This is a genomic window from Agrobacterium tumefaciens (assembly GCF_005221325.1).
Classification (GTDB): domain Bacteria; phylum Pseudomonadota; class Alphaproteobacteria; order Rhizobiales; family Rhizobiaceae; genus Agrobacterium.
Genome location: NZ_CP039889.1, coordinates 1,440,953 through 1,453,663, shown reverse-complemented (window position 1 = coordinate 1,453,663; position 12,711 = coordinate 1,440,953). Strand labels below are relative to the sequence as shown.

Annotated in this window: 12 protein-coding genes; 3 read left to right on the top strand and 9 right to left on the bottom strand. The window is 59.4% G+C overall.

What is annotated here, in order from left to right:
- Nucleotides 1–15 precede the first annotated feature (15 nt).
- Nucleotides 16–1,134: a mandelate racemase/muconate lactonizing enzyme family protein gene (locus tag CFBP5499_RS21545; protein WP_080828411.1), complete on the bottom strand. Its 1,119-nt coding sequence runs from the start codon at nucleotides 1,132–1,134 to the stop codon at nucleotides 16–18.
- Nucleotides 1,135–1,364: 230 nt separating this feature from the next.
- On the opposite strand from CFBP5499_RS21545, the gene CFBP5499_RS21540 reads away from it, so the two are divergent.
- A complete protein-coding gene (locus tag CFBP5499_RS21540) occupies nucleotides 1,365–2,039 on the top strand; it encodes a GntR family transcriptional regulator (protein WP_080828413.1) in 675 nt (224 codons plus the stop codon).
- A 64-nt stretch (nucleotides 2,040–2,103) separates the two neighbouring features.
- Here the strand turns inward: CFBP5499_RS21540 and CFBP5499_RS21535 are convergent, their stop codons facing one another.
- The 8 genes from CFBP5499_RS21535 to CFBP5499_RS21495 form a co-directional block, all read right to left on the bottom strand.
- Nucleotides 2,104–2,949 carry an ATP-binding cassette domain-containing protein gene (locus CFBP5499_RS21535; RefSeq protein ID WP_080828415.1) on the bottom strand — a complete coding sequence of 282 codons (846 nt, stop codon included), beginning with the start codon at nucleotides 2,947–2,949 and terminating at the stop codon, nucleotides 2,104–2,106.
- Nucleotides 2,946–3,785, bottom strand: coding sequence for an ABC transporter ATP-binding protein (locus tag CFBP5499_RS21530; protein ID WP_080828417.1), 840 nt, complete (start codon nucleotides 3,783–3,785; stop codon nucleotides 2,946–2,948). The genes CFBP5499_RS21535 and CFBP5499_RS21530 overlap by 4 nt, the downstream gene beginning before the upstream one ends.
- 3 nt (nucleotides 3,786–3,788) lie before the next feature.
- Nucleotides 3,789–4,703: an ABC transporter permease subunit gene (locus CFBP5499_RS21525; protein ID WP_006313844.1), complete on the bottom strand. Its 915-nt coding sequence runs from the start codon at nucleotides 4,701–4,703 to the stop codon at nucleotides 3,789–3,791.
- Nucleotides 4,700–5,707, bottom strand: coding sequence for an ABC transporter permease subunit (locus CFBP5499_RS21520; RefSeq protein ID WP_080828419.1), 1,008 nt, complete (start codon nucleotides 5,705–5,707; stop codon nucleotides 4,700–4,702). Before CFBP5499_RS21520 ends, CFBP5499_RS21525 begins: the two co-directional genes overlap by 4 nt.
- Before the next feature lie 62 nt (nucleotides 5,708–5,769).
- Nucleotides 5,770–7,374, bottom strand: coding sequence for an ABC transporter substrate-binding protein (locus CFBP5499_RS21515; RefSeq protein ID WP_080828422.1), 1,605 nt, complete (start codon nucleotides 7,372–7,374; stop codon nucleotides 5,770–5,772).
- 118 nt (nucleotides 7,375–7,492) lie between these two features.
- Nucleotides 7,493–8,680 (bottom strand): M24 family metallopeptidase, encoded by a 1,188-nt coding sequence (locus CFBP5499_RS21510; protein WP_080828424.1) that lies wholly within the window; start codon nucleotides 8,678–8,680, stop codon nucleotides 7,493–7,495.
- A gap of 543 nt (nucleotides 8,681–9,223) precedes the next feature.
- The gene (locus CFBP5499_RS21500) at nucleotides 9,224–9,973 is read right to left on the bottom strand and encodes an SDR family oxidoreductase (RefSeq protein ID WP_080828426.1); all 750 of its coding nucleotides are present in this window, start codon (nucleotides 9,971–9,973) and stop codon (nucleotides 9,224–9,226) included.
- Nucleotides 9,970–10,584 carry a nucleoside 2-deoxyribosyltransferase gene (locus tag CFBP5499_RS21495; protein ID WP_175416847.1) on the bottom strand — a complete coding sequence of 205 codons (615 nt, stop codon included), beginning with the start codon at nucleotides 10,582–10,584 and terminating at the stop codon, nucleotides 9,970–9,972. The genes CFBP5499_RS21500 and CFBP5499_RS21495 overlap by 4 nt, the downstream gene beginning before the upstream one ends.
- Nucleotides 10,585–10,745: 161 nt before the next feature.
- On the opposite strand from CFBP5499_RS21495, the gene CFBP5499_RS21490 reads away from it, so the two are divergent.
- Nucleotides 10,746–11,372 carry a ribonuclease D gene (locus tag CFBP5499_RS21490; protein WP_080828429.1) on the top strand — a complete coding sequence of 209 codons (627 nt, stop codon included), beginning with the start codon at nucleotides 10,746–10,748 and terminating at the stop codon, nucleotides 11,370–11,372.
- An 84-nt stretch (nucleotides 11,373–11,456) separates the two neighbouring features.
- Entirely contained in the window at nucleotides 11,457–12,686 is a 1,230-nt protein-coding gene (locus CFBP5499_RS21485; RefSeq protein ID WP_080828432.1) for a hypothetical protein, read from the top strand.
- Nucleotides 12,687–12,711 lie beyond the last annotated feature (25 nt).

The window sequence follows — 12,711 nt, the reverse complement described above, 5'->3', positions numbered from 1 at the left end:
CTGACATTGCCGCTTTTATTTCACCGCCTTGCCATAACGGGCGAAGCTTGCAGCCAGCGGCGTGGTGCTCGCCCCCGGCTGCTCGGGCCGTTTGTAAACACCATCACGCACATGGATCGGCTCTTCGAAATGGTCCTTGATCCACGGAATATATTCGAGAATGGTCGATGCAGGGTGCCAGTAGCTCAGATGCACATGCACCTGGCTCATTTCTCCCGCATGCGGCACCACGGGCAGGCGATGGGCAAGCGCCAGATCGGCGACCTGGATATATTCGGTGATACCGCCAAGCCGCGTCACGTCAGGCTGGACATAGGCAACCGCGCCGGCATCGATGAAGGAACGGAACGCATCCACCGTATAAAGCTGCTCGCCGAGCGCAATCGGAACGGAGGTGTTGCGCGCCAGCCGCGCATGGCTGGTGACATCGTCATACCACATTGGTTCCTCGAACCAGTAAATATCCAGGTCTTTCGCCGCCGCGCAGAAACGCTGGCATGTCGGCAGGTCCCACTTGCCATTGCCGTCAATGGCGATACGAACAGCAGAACCGACACGTTTGCGGACGGCGGCAAGGCGGGCAATATCGATATTCGGATCGTCGTGCCCGACCTTGATCTTCAGGCGCGTGAAACCGTCTTCCTCCACCGCCCGGGCGCTGCCCGCCAGCAAGTCTTCCAGCGTGAAGGACAGCCAGCCAATATCGGTATTATAAGCCTCCACCGCCGCCGTGCGGGCGCCACCGAGATATTGCCAGAGCGGAACACCCGCCTTTTTTGCCTTGATATCCCACAGCGCCACGTCGATCGCGGCCAGCGCCAGATGGGTGATCCCGGCCCGGCCGACCCATTGCAGCGAGGGATAACGGGCGAGTTTCGTCCAGAGCCGTGAATGGTCGGACACATCCTCGCCCAGCAGCAGAGGGGCATAACAATCGCTGATGCAGGATGTGATCAGCCTGTCGGACGGCAGATGCGCATGGGTGCCGGTGAAACCATAACCCTCAATCCCGTCGCTCGTCGTGATTTTCGCACCAACAACGCCCCAATGAGTGATGCTGTGGGTGGAATCGGAAATGGACTCCGATGTCAGCGGCAGATGCAGGATGAAAGGTTCGACAGCAGCTATTTTCATGATCGGTCATTCCTCGTTGCTTGAACGGCTTGCGAGGAGAAACAGAACCACCATTCCGCGATCCAAAGACGCGGTGACGGGTTTTAGGGGAGCGACCTCCCGCCCTCCTCCGGCGGTTGGTATCCAATGGGGATAGAGCTAAAGCAAAAACGGCTTTTGTAAAATAAAAAATTTTTTATTTTTAATATTATGCCATTGCCTGCCCCGCAAAGCTAGGTGATGATGCTGTCATGAACACGCTGGTCAAAGTCACACTCGCCGATCAGGCGCATCGGGAACTGCGCGCCCGCATCGTCAGCGGCAGATTGCGCGGCGGCGAACGCCTGCTGCCCAATGAGCTTGCCGCCGATCTCGGCATCAGCCCCACCCCCGTCAAGGAAGCCTGCCTGAAGCTCGAAGCCGATGGGCTGGTGGTCAATTCCTCAAGGCGCGGCATGGTGGTGCGTGATTTTACGGTGGAGGATGTGGAAGAGCTCTACGCCGCCAGAATACTGCTCGAAAAAGGCGCCGTGGAAGTGGCCTTCGATGCCGGGCAATTGAACGACGCCCTGCATGCGCGGCTCGTGGAAAGCCTTGCGCAACACCGCGCATTCGCCAAGGGCTCAACGCTCGATGAATTGTCGAAAGCGCTTTTTTTCGATCGCAGCTTCCACGCGACCCTTGTTTCAGCCGCTCGCATTCCGGTCATTTCCGGCACGCATGAGCGTATTCTCGACCAGACCCACACGGTGTTCGTGTCGATCCTCGGCGATTACGCCCGCTCTGTCGAGGAACACCAGAATATCGCTGACGCCATCGCCGCCGGCAGCAAGGTCCAGATCGTCGATGCATTATGGCGGCATCTGGAGCGCAGCCGGCAGAACACGTTACGGCAAGTGCGCCTGCTCAAAGAGGCAGGGGCCTGACCTGGAAAAAGAAAGGGCCGGAAATCCGGCCCATTCCACTTGTTGATCGTTCGATCGGTCGATCTCAGGCCGTCGCGGCCTGCCGTGCCGCCTTGCGGCGCTCCACGCGGGCGCGGATGGCATCGACATCCGTGATCGGTGTCGCGGCAAAAAGCTGACGGGTATAAGGATGCTTCGGATCGGCGAAAAGTTCCTCGCGCGAGCCCTGCTCCACGGCTTCGCCCTTGGAGATGACCAGCACGTCGTCGGCGATATAGCGCACCACGGAAAGATCGTGGCTGACGAACACATAGGTCAGCTCGAATTCTTCCTGCAGATCGCGCAAGAGGTTCAGCACTTGCGCCTGCACTGAAAGATCGAGTGCCGAGACCGGCTCATCCAAAACCAGCAGCGCCGGGTTCAGCATCAGTGCGCGCGCAATGGCGATGCGCTGGCGCTGGCCGCCCGAGAACATGTGCGGATAACGGTTAAAATGCTCAGGACCGAGGCCGACCTTCACCAGCATGGCTTCGGCACGCTCGCGGCGCTCGGAAGCCGGAATCTTCGTGTTGATGACGAGCGGTTCCATCAGCACGTCGCCCACCTTCTGGCGTGGGTTGAGACTGCCATAGGGGTTCTGGAACACCATCTGCACCTTGGAGCGCATCTGCGTGTCCGGACGGCGCTTGGCGATATCAACCGGCTTGCCCTCGATCTTGAGTTCACCGCCGGATGCCGGGTCGATCAACGCGATGATGCGGGCAAGCGTCGACTTGCCTGAACCGGATTCACCGACGATGGCCAGCGTCTTGCCACGCTCGACAGCAAAATCGATGCCCTTCAGCGCCTGAACCATCTTCGCGCCGCCGAACAGGCCGCCCGGAACGTGATAATGGCGGGTGATGCCCTTGCCTGCGACAACAATGCTCATTGAACGCCCTCCTTGCCGAAGAAATCGGAGACCGTGGGCAGGCGGTCGCCGGTGGCATTTTCCGGCAGGGCCGAAAGCAGTGCCTTGGTATAGGGATGCTGCGGGGCTTCGAAGAGGCTCAAGACATCCGCCTCCTCCATCTTGCGGCCCTTATATTGCACCACGACGCGGTCGGCGGTTTCCGCCACCACGCCCATGTCATGGGTGATGAGGATCAGTGCCATGCCGTATTCTTCCTGCAGCTTCATCAGCAGGTCGAGGATCTGCTTCTGGATCGTCACATCGAGCGCGGTCGTCGGCTCGTCGGCGATCAAAAGGCGCGGTTTGGAGGCAATCGCGATGGCGATCATCACACGTTGGCACTGGCCGCCCGACATCTGGTGTGGGTAGGCCTTGAGCTTGGTTTCCGGCTCGGGAATGCCAACGGCCCGGAACAGTTCAAGGGCGCGGGCACGCGCAGCAGCGCCGCTCATGCCGAGATTGAGGCGCAGAACTTCCTCGATCTGGAAACCGACCGTGAAGGACGGATTGAGCGAGGCGACGGGTTCCTGGAAGATCATGGTGATCTCCCGGCCGATCACCCTGCGGCGCTCCTGCGACGACATGTTTAAAAGGTTCTTGCCGTCGAAGGTCATCTCATCGGCGGTGATCGTCGCCGTATCGGGCAGCAGACCCATGACGGCGAGCATCGATACCGACTTGCCGGAACCGGACTCACCGACGATGGCCAGCACCTCATGCTTGTCGACGGAGACATCGATGCCGTTGACTGCGGTGAACGCGCCGGTGGCGGTGGCGAATTTGACGGTGAGGTTCTTGATTTTCAGCAGGCTCATTGCTCAGCTCCGCTTCAGTTTGGGATCGAGCGCATCGCGCAGGCCGTCACCCATCAGGTTGATGGCGAGCACCGAGATCAGGATGGTCAGGCCGGGAAGAGTCACGACCCACCAGGCACGCAGGATGAATTCCCGCGCTTCCGCCAGCATCGTGCCCCATTCGGAGGCAGGCGGTTGCGCACCCATGCCGAGGAAGCCGAGAGCGGCTGCATCGAGAACGGCGGACGAGAAGGACAAGGTCGCCTGAACGATCAGCGGCGCAAGGCAGTTCGGCAGGATGGTCTTGAACATCAGCCGGAGATTGCCGGCTCCCGCCACACGGGCAGCGGTGACATATTCACGCCTGAGCTCGCTCATCACGGCAGCGCGCGTCAGACGCGCAAAATGCGGCTGATAGACGATGGCAATGGCGATCATGGCGTTGGTGAGCCCCGGGCCGAGGATAGCGACCAGCACCAGCGCGAGCAGCAGCGACGGAAACGCCAGGATGACGTCCATCACACGCATGATGACGGTATCCACCCAGCCGCCGAAAAAGCCGGCGACGAGACCGATGACAATGCCGCCGACAAGGGCGATGGAAACGACGACGACGCCGATGAACAGCGAGTACTGCGCACCGTAAATCAGGCGGGACAGCATGTCGCGACCGACAGCGTCCGTGCCGAAGAAAAAGCCCGCACGGCCACCTTCCTGCCAGACCGGCGGCACGAGCAGCGCATCGCGATATTGCTGGGTTGGATCATGCGGCGCGATCAGCGGCGCAAAAACCGCCACCAGCACCAGCAGAATGAAAACGGCAAGGCCGATGACGGCACCGCGGTTCTGGCGGAAATAGAACCAGAAATCGGCAATCATCCGGCGGCGGATGGCAGCGTCCGAAAGGCGGACGCCGGGAGTGGTGATCACATCGGTCATTTGTGACGGATCCTCGGATTGATGAGGCCATAGGTCAGATCGACGAGCAGATTGACGATCATCACCAGACCCGCGATCAGAAGCAGGCCGCTCTGCACGACGGGATAGTCGCGGCGCGAGATGGAATCGATCATCCACTTGCCGATACCCGGCCAGGAAAAGATGGTTTCGGTCAGGATGGCGCCCGCCATCAGCACGCCGATCTGCAGGCCGATGGTGGTGATGACCGGGATCATGGCATTACGCAGCGCGTGAATGCCGACGACGCGGGATGCTGACATGCCTTTTGCGCGTGCCGTGCGCACATAATCCTCACCCAGGACTTCCAGCATGGCCGAGCGCGTCTGGCGCGCAATGACCGCGAGCGGAATGGTGGCAAGCACCACCGAGGGCAGGATGAGATGCGACAAGGCCGAGGAGAAAGCACCCTTCTGCCCCGAAATCAGGCTGTCGATCAGCATGAAACCGGTGACGGAGGGGAAGAAATACATCAGCGAGATGCGGCCCGACACCGGTGTCCATTGCAGGATGCCGGAGAACATGATGATGAGCAGCAGCCCCCACCAGAAGATCGGCATGGAGAAACCGACAAGCGCCGTCGTCATGGAAATCTGGTCGAACCAGGAGCCGCGACGAATGGCGGCGATGACGCCGACCGGCACGCCGATCATGGTTGCGATGATGATGGCGACAAGGCCAAGCTCGACCGTCGCGGGGAAGAGCGCCAGGAACTCGGTCAGAACGGGTTTCTTGGTGACCAGCGAATTGCCGAGATCGCCCTGAAGCAGCCGTCCGAGAAAATGCAGATATTGCTGCCAGATGGGCTGGGCAAAACCGAGCTGTTCGGCAAGCTGCGCATGCCGTTCGGGCGATATGCCACGCTCGCCCGCCATCAACAGCACGGGATCGCCCGGCAGGACGCGCACGAAGGCGAAGGCGACGATGGTGATCCCGAGGAAGGTCGGAACGAGATAAAGAAGTTTGCCGAAAATGAACCGGATCATGGTTTTTTCCTGAAAAGACGCGCGGAAGAACAGGGTTCTTCCGCGCGTCCAGTTGTTTGGGATTACTCAGCGATATCGACATTTTCGAAGGTGAAGTCGCCAAGCGGGCTCATGGTGAAGCCGGAAACCTTGGCGGACATCGGAACGAACTGCGTGGAGTGCGCAAGCGTCGCCCACGGAGCCTGTTCCTTGAAGATCACCTGCGCCTGCTCGTAAAGCTTGGTGCGCTCGGCAACGTCAGTAGTCTGCTTTGCCTTGGAAAGAAGTTCGGAGAACTCCTTGTTGCACCATTGCGCACGGTTTGCACCGCCTTCGCCGGTTGCGGCGCAGGAGAGCAGAACGCCCATGAAGTTATCAGGGTCACCATTGTCGCCGGTCCAACCGAGGATGACGGAACCGTCGCGGTTAACTTCGGTCGACTTCTTGAGGTATTCACCCCACTCGAAGGAGACGATCTCGGCCTTGACGCCAACCTTCGCGAAATCCGACTGGATCAGCTCGGCCGTGCGGCGCGCGTTCGGCATGTAGGGACGCTGAACCGGCATCGCCCAGATCTTCATCGTCAGATCCTTGACGCCAGCGGCTTCGAGAGCCTTCTTGGCCGCTTCCGGATCATACGGATCGTCCTTGATGCTGTCGTTATAGGACCACATCGTCGGCGGGATCGGGTTCTTGGCAACCGTGCCAGCACCCTGGAACACAGCGTCGATGATCGCCTGCTTGTTCATCGCCATGTTCAGCGCCTTGCGGACTTCCGGCTTGTCGAAAGGCGCGACGGTGGTGTTGTAGGCGAAGTAGGCAACGTTCAGACCCGGCTGCTCATCGACCTTCAGGTTCTTGTCGGCGCGGATGGCTGCAAGATCAGCCGGGGCCGGGTAAGGCATCAGGTGGCATTCGCCGGCCTTCAGCTTTTGCAGGCGAACAGCAGCATCCGGCGTGATCGCGAAGATCAGGTCGTCGATCTTCGGCGCTTCACCCCAGTAGTCGGCATTCTTCTGGTAGCGGATGACCGCGTCCTTCTGATAGGCGACGAACTTGAACGGACCGGTGCCGATTGGAAGATTGTTGAAGTCTTCCTTGGTGCCGGCCTTATCAAGCGTATCGGCATATTCCTTCGACACGATCGATGCGAAAGGCATGGCGATGTTGGCGAGGAACGGTGCTTCCGGACGCGTCAGCACGAACTTCACGGTGTAATCGTCAACCTTGACGATTTCCTTGATCAGCGACGGCATTTCCATGGAGTTGTAATATTCGTAGGTGATGCCTGCGATATACTGGTTCCAAGGGTTCTTCGCGTCGCCCTGACGGTTGTAGCTGAAGATTACGTCATCGGCGTTGAAATCGCGGCTCGGCGTGAATTTCTCGTTAGAGTGCCACTTCACGCCCTTGCGCAGGTGGAAAGTGTATTCCAGACCGTTGCTCGAAACGTCCCATTTTTCGGCAAGGCCGGGCTCGACCTCGGTCGTGCCTTTCTTGAACTCGGTCAGACGGTTGTAGACCGGATGCGCGGAAGCATCGAAGGTGCCGCCTGCGGTATAAGGCGACGGATCGAAGCCTTCCGGCGATGCCTCGGAGCAATAAACGAAGGTCTTCGCCATGGCTGGCATGGCGGAAGCCATCGCAAGCGCAGAGGCGATAAGCAAACTGCGGGTCAGCGTTTTCATCTGGTGGTCCTTTCCCTCTTTTTCTGAGTTCCTGCGGCCCCGTTTGGGGGCCTACCTCTTCTGGTCAGCGGCGACGCGGGAACCCGTGTCGCCGTTCGGTCTTTTGCCTCCCGACCAATTACCCGGCGACCGGCTGAAACAGCCGGTCGAGGTTCGTTTCCGGTGGGCAGAACCAGCGTGGCCCCGCCTCCGTCATATAAGCGATATCCTCGAGACGGACGCCGCATTCGCCATAAACGCACAGCATCGGCTCGATGGAAAAACACATGCCCGGCTCCAGTGCCGTCGCATTTCCTGCAACGATATAGGGTTCTTCGTGAATATCCAGCCCAAGCCCGTGACCGGTGCGGTGCGGCAGGCCCGGAACCTGATAATCGGGGCCAAAACCGGCCGCTTTCAGGCTGTCGCGCGCGGCCTTGTCGACATCCTGGCAGGCAGCACCGAGGCTGGCAGCCGCAAAGGCTGCAGCCTGTGCGTCGCGTTCGGCGTTCCAGAGAAAACGCTGGCGCTCTGTCGGCGTGCCGAAGACATAGGTGCGGGTGATATCGGAACGATAGCCGTGAAGAATGCCGCCGAGATCGATCAGCACCATATCGCCTTCGCTCAACGTCTGCGCATAGGGCACGCCATGCGGATAGGCCGTTGCCTCGCCGAACTGCACCGCCACGAAAAGCGGTTTCAGGCCGAGCGCAATATGGGCGGCGTTGACGAAATCTGAGACTTCCGTGGTGGAGATACCCGGACGCAGCCCTTCGAAGACAGCCTTCTGCACACCATAGCTCGCATCCATCGCCGTCTGGATGAGGGCGATCTCGGCCGCGGACTTGACCTGCCGCTGGGCGACGATCATTGGCTGGGCGGAAATGATCCGGCCTTGCAGACGCTGCATCAGGGCGGATGCGAAGACAAAGGGGGTTGCGGGATCGATGGCGACGAAATGACCGGGGGAAGAAAGTGCGCCAATGCGGCTTGCCATCAGGTCGAAGGGACTTTCATCCTCTTCCCAGACGGCAACCTCACCCGGAATGCGGATGAGCGTCTGCAGTTTCGGCTCTTCGAAGGTCGGGCTGATATAAAGCGGCGCACCCTCGGCAGGAACGAGAGCACCGTGAATGCGCTCGGAAAGGCCAAGCGACAGGCCGGTATAATAGGTCAGCGACGATGATGCATCGAGCCAGACCGCCTTCACATTTTGCTGTATCATCCGCGCCTGAAGGCCGCGTAGTCGCAGTCTGAACTCGTCTTCAGCGATCGATGAAACCGCGATCGGCTGAAATCGCTTCAGCGCCTCTTTAAAGTCTGCCATTCTCTCCCCGCCGCTTTCGGGCATCCGGACACAAGCGTGCCGGCAGCCTCCCAAGCGTTCTTTTCGACATGCTTAAACACAGGCAGGGGCCTAAGCAATGGGCCGACAGGGCGCAGCGCCGTAAAACTGTGCATATTTATCTAGACATAACGAAATCGTGATCGATGTAGGCCCGATTCCCGCAAAGCTTGCCTTGACGTAGAAATCTGAAATCCCCCGGAAATCCAAGGGGTATAGTGGCGCTTTCCGCGAAAAGCCGGACCGACGCAAAAAACTTCCAAAGGAAAAGATGCCCAGAAAAGGAAAAAGCCTGCCGCGGGAGGAGGTGCGGCAGGCTTCAAACTTGATCGGCGATTGGGAGGAGGAGTACCACCGATCCACATCGAGCGACACTGGGAGGAGGAGTGCGTCGCTTCGATGATTTGAATATAGCGGTTCCTGCGATTTTTAACAGAGCAAGTCTCGCAATGCAGCATTGCATTTCTGCATAGCTCGAAAATTCCTGCTTTGTTTTTTGGCACTCCCGCAGAAACCGTTGAGAAATCAGCTTTCCCGATAGACCTGGAAACCGGCGAAGGACTGGTTGACGGGCATCAGTTCAAGGCTGTTGATGTTGACATGCTTCGGCTGCGAGGCGACCCAATAGATCGTGTTGGCGATATCATCAGCCGTGATCGGGTTGACGCCCTTGTAGAGATTATCCGAGGCTTCCTGATTGCCGCCGGTGCGCACCAGCGTGAATTCCGTTTCGCACATGCCGGGTTCGATGGAGGTCACCCTGACGCCCTTGCCGTGGAGGTCGGAGCGCAGGCCGAGCGAGAACTGCCGAAGGAAGGCCTTGGTGCCGCCATAGACATTGCCGCCCAAATAGGGGTAATGCGCGGCCACCGACGAGAGATTGACGACAATGCCCTTCTGTTGGATCAGCGTCGGCAGAAGATGATGGGTAATGTTCAGAAGACCGGTGATGTTGGTGTCCACCATGGTCTGCCAGTCCTTCAGCGCCACCTGCGGTGCGGGCGCGGTGCCAAGCGCCAGACCGGCATTGTTGACGAGAATGTCGACATTCCTGAAACCATCAGGCAAAGCCGCCAGCGCCTTTTCGGTCGCATCCTCATCTGTGATGTCGAAGGCGACGCCATGAAAGGCCGGGCCGAGTTCAGCCGAAAGCGCCTCCAGCCGTTCCGCCCGCCGGCCCGTGCCGATGACCTTCCAGCCTTCCTTGACAAAACGTCGCGCCGTGGCCTGCCCAAAGCCAGACGTCGCGCCGGTGATGAGGATGATGCCGCTCATGATGATGCCTCCACTATATCGGTTTTTTCAGGGTCAGTCTGTGTCAGTAATTTTTCAGCCGCCGCCGCGAGACACCGTCTGTAGGCGGTCAGATCCGTATAAAGCGCGTCTTCCGGCGCGTCGCCAACGATGATGACACCGCCACGCCGCAGGATCCCGCCATGCAGCATGAGATTGTCGATCATGTCGAAATTCTCGATCGACAGCCCATCCGGGCCGCGATACCGGCCCGTTTCGTCCAGCGCCACGACATCGCTGTAATGCGCCTTGATGCGGGTGAAATGATTGGCCGCGACATTGGTATAGGCGAAAACCGGCTTGCCCAGCGCGCACATGAAGCCCAGCTCGTAGCTCGTGCCCGTATCGGCGGCAACGCCGCGGAACGGCGTGAGATTGGCAATCACCGCATCCGCCTCCAGCATCATCCGCTCGTCGACTTCATTGATGTTGCAGCCATGCCCGATCCGGGTATCTGCCGGTGGAATCTGCAGGTCACCCGGTGAAAGCGGGACAAATCCCGCCTCCCGCGCCAGTGACGCCTTGAGGTCGAGCATTTCACGCGCATTCGGGAGAAAGACTTCCGGGCCGGCGAGATAGATTTTCTTTGTCATCGGGAATTCATGCGATCTGTCAGGAAAGGATGATCCGAAACTAACCCGGTGTGTTTCGCAAAGGCAAGCCGCAGGAGCACGGAAACGACCCATAAAACGGTATCGCCCAGACGCTCTTTCCTTTATAGCCGGTGCCACACAGGAAATATCCGGAGCAAGACATGGCAGCCACCATCCGTTATCACGAAGGCGATATTTCCGCCGAAGATGCCGCGCGCTACACCGGCGCCATCGCCATCGATACGGAAACGCTGGGGCTGGTGCCGCGCCGCGATCGCCTCTGCGTCGTGCAGCTTTCGTCCGGCGACGGCACGGCTGATGTCATCCGCATCGCCGCCGGCCAGAAAGAAGCGCCGAACCTCGTCCGCATGCTGGCTGACCCCGCCCACCAGAAGATTTTTCACTATGGCCGTTTCGATATCGCCGTTCTCTTCCACACCTTCGGGGTCACGACCACGCCTGTTTTCTGCACCAAGATCGCCTCGCGCCTCTGCCGCACCTATACGGATCGGCATGGGCTGAAAGACAATCTCAAGGAAATGCTGGAAGTCGATATTTCCAAGGCCCAGCAATCCTCCGACTGGGCAGCCGAGACGCTGTCGCCCGCACAACTCGAATATGCCGCCTCCGACGTGCTTTATCTGCATGCCCTGCGCGACAAGCTGACCGCGCGCCTTATCCGCGACGGCCGTATCGACCATGCCGACGCCTGTTTTGCCTTTCTGCCGACCCGTGCGAAGCTTGATCTTCTCGGTTGGGACGAAACGGATATTTTCGCCCATAGCTGAGCGCTCTTATCCCTCGCTTAAGGTCTGATTTACCAGAATTGCCTATTCTCGGCTGCAACTTTGGGCGGCCGGGGACTTTGAAGGATGATCACTCCGCTACAGCAGACGGCGGGTATTGCAGTCAACGACCTCATGCGGTCGATGGTGGAAGCCATCGAGGACCGCCAGCGCGAAGAGCATGAAAAGGCGAACGGCACCAAAAAGGACGATGCGGTCAAAACCCAGCCGCAACCGGACGAAAGCCATCGCGTCGCCAATGAAAAGATAAGTTCCTACCTGTTCGGCATCATGAAGCCGGACGCCGATGCTTTCGCCTCCCTTGTCTCGCGCTTTTCCTCCGCCCTCGGCGTCACGCAGGAAGCAGACGAGTCGAGTTTCTCCTTCGCCCGGCGGCTTCAGGATGCGCTGACCCTCACCGACAATTTCGAAAAGGCCGATGCGCAGGGAAAAGCCACGACGATTTCCCTCACCTCCTTCGGCGTTTCGGAAACACAGGTCACGGACGTGCTGAACAACGGCGTCACCGCCAAGACCGATCCCATGGCCGCCCTCGCCGCCCGTATCGCAAAGGGCGCCGGCCTGACCGGCGAGGAAGAGGATTTTGGCGAGCAGATGTCAAAAGCCATCATGGCGATGCGCGCGACCTTGCCGAAAAATGTCAGCGAACTCGAAGAATCCACCGGCCTCAAACAACTCGGCATCTCCGCCCGGCAGATGATCGCCGCCATCGCCAACCCCTATGGCGACGAGGCGCGCGCCGTGAAGGATGCCCTGAACGATCAGGCCCAGGGCAGCCGCTTCATGACGCGGGAAACCCTGAAGATCATCCAGCGCCTCGAAGACGTCGCAGACCCCAAGACCAAGGAAGAGTTGCAGGCCGAACGTGGTGAAGAACGCATCGGCGAAATCAACGATGCCGAGGTGAAGGCCGAGCGCGAAAAAGATATCAAGGCCCTCGATGTGCAGGGCAAGCTTGAAGACGTGCAGGAACTTCAGGACGTCGTGAAGGAGCATATCGATGCTTCCACGGATGAAAAAACCGAAGGCGCTGACGCGCCGAAGCCGGTCGATATCTCACCGGAAACCGCGCTGATCTCGGTGCTTGCGGCAACACCGAAGGAAGAAGCCGCCCCGGCTGAAAACGAAAATGAACCCGTAAGCACAGATGCGGCCGCCAATCCCGCCGATGCGGAAAATGACGCCAAAAAACTGCTCGATGCGCAGGGGCTCGTCAAAGACGCCCGCGCCGCGATTCTGCCGATCTCCATCGACGACAATGGCCTTTACGAACTGCTGAAGAAAAAGGCGGCATGATTGCCGCTTGCGACCGTAACTTGAG

Coding starts and splice junctions, on each gene's coding strand:
- CFBP5499_RS21545 (WP_080828411.1), bottom strand. CDS start 1,134: ATGAAAATAGCTGCTGTCGAACCTTTCATCCTGCATCTGCCGCTGACA.
- CFBP5499_RS21540 (WP_080828413.1), top strand. CDS start 1,365: ATGAACACGCTGGTCAAAGTCACACTCGCCGATCAGGCGCATCGGGAA.
- CFBP5499_RS21535 (WP_080828415.1), bottom strand. CDS start 2,949: ATGAGCATTGTTGTCGCAGGCAAGGGCATCACCCGCCATTATCACGTT.
- CFBP5499_RS21530 (WP_080828417.1), bottom strand. CDS start 3,785: ATGAGCCTGCTGAAAATCAAGAACCTCACCGTCAAATTCGCCACCGCC.
- CFBP5499_RS21525 (WP_006313844.1), bottom strand. CDS start 4,703: ATGACCGATGTGATCACCACTCCCGGCGTCCGCCTTTCGGACGCTGCC.
- CFBP5499_RS21520 (WP_080828419.1), bottom strand. CDS start 5,707: ATGATCCGGTTCATTTTCGGCAAACTTCTTTATCTCGTTCCGACCTTC.
- CFBP5499_RS21515 (WP_080828422.1), bottom strand. CDS start 7,374: ATGAAAACGCTGACCCGCAGTTTGCTTATCGCCTCTGCGCTTGCGATG.
- CFBP5499_RS21510 (WP_080828424.1), bottom strand. CDS start 8,680: ATGGCAGACTTTAAAGAGGCGCTGAAGCGATTTCAGCCGATCGCGGTT.
- CFBP5499_RS21500 (WP_080828426.1), bottom strand. CDS start 9,973: ATGAGCGGCATCATCCTCATCACCGGCGCGACGTCTGGCTTTGGGCAG.
- CFBP5499_RS21495 (WP_175416847.1), bottom strand. CDS start 10,584: ATGACAAAGAAAATCTATCTCGCCGGCCCGGAAGTCTTTCTCCCGAAT.
- CFBP5499_RS21490 (WP_080828429.1), top strand. CDS start 10,746: ATGGCAGCCACCATCCGTTATCACGAAGGCGATATTTCCGCCGAAGAT.
- CFBP5499_RS21485 (WP_080828432.1), top strand. CDS start 11,457: ATGATCACTCCGCTACAGCAGACGGCGGGTATTGCAGTCAACGACCTC.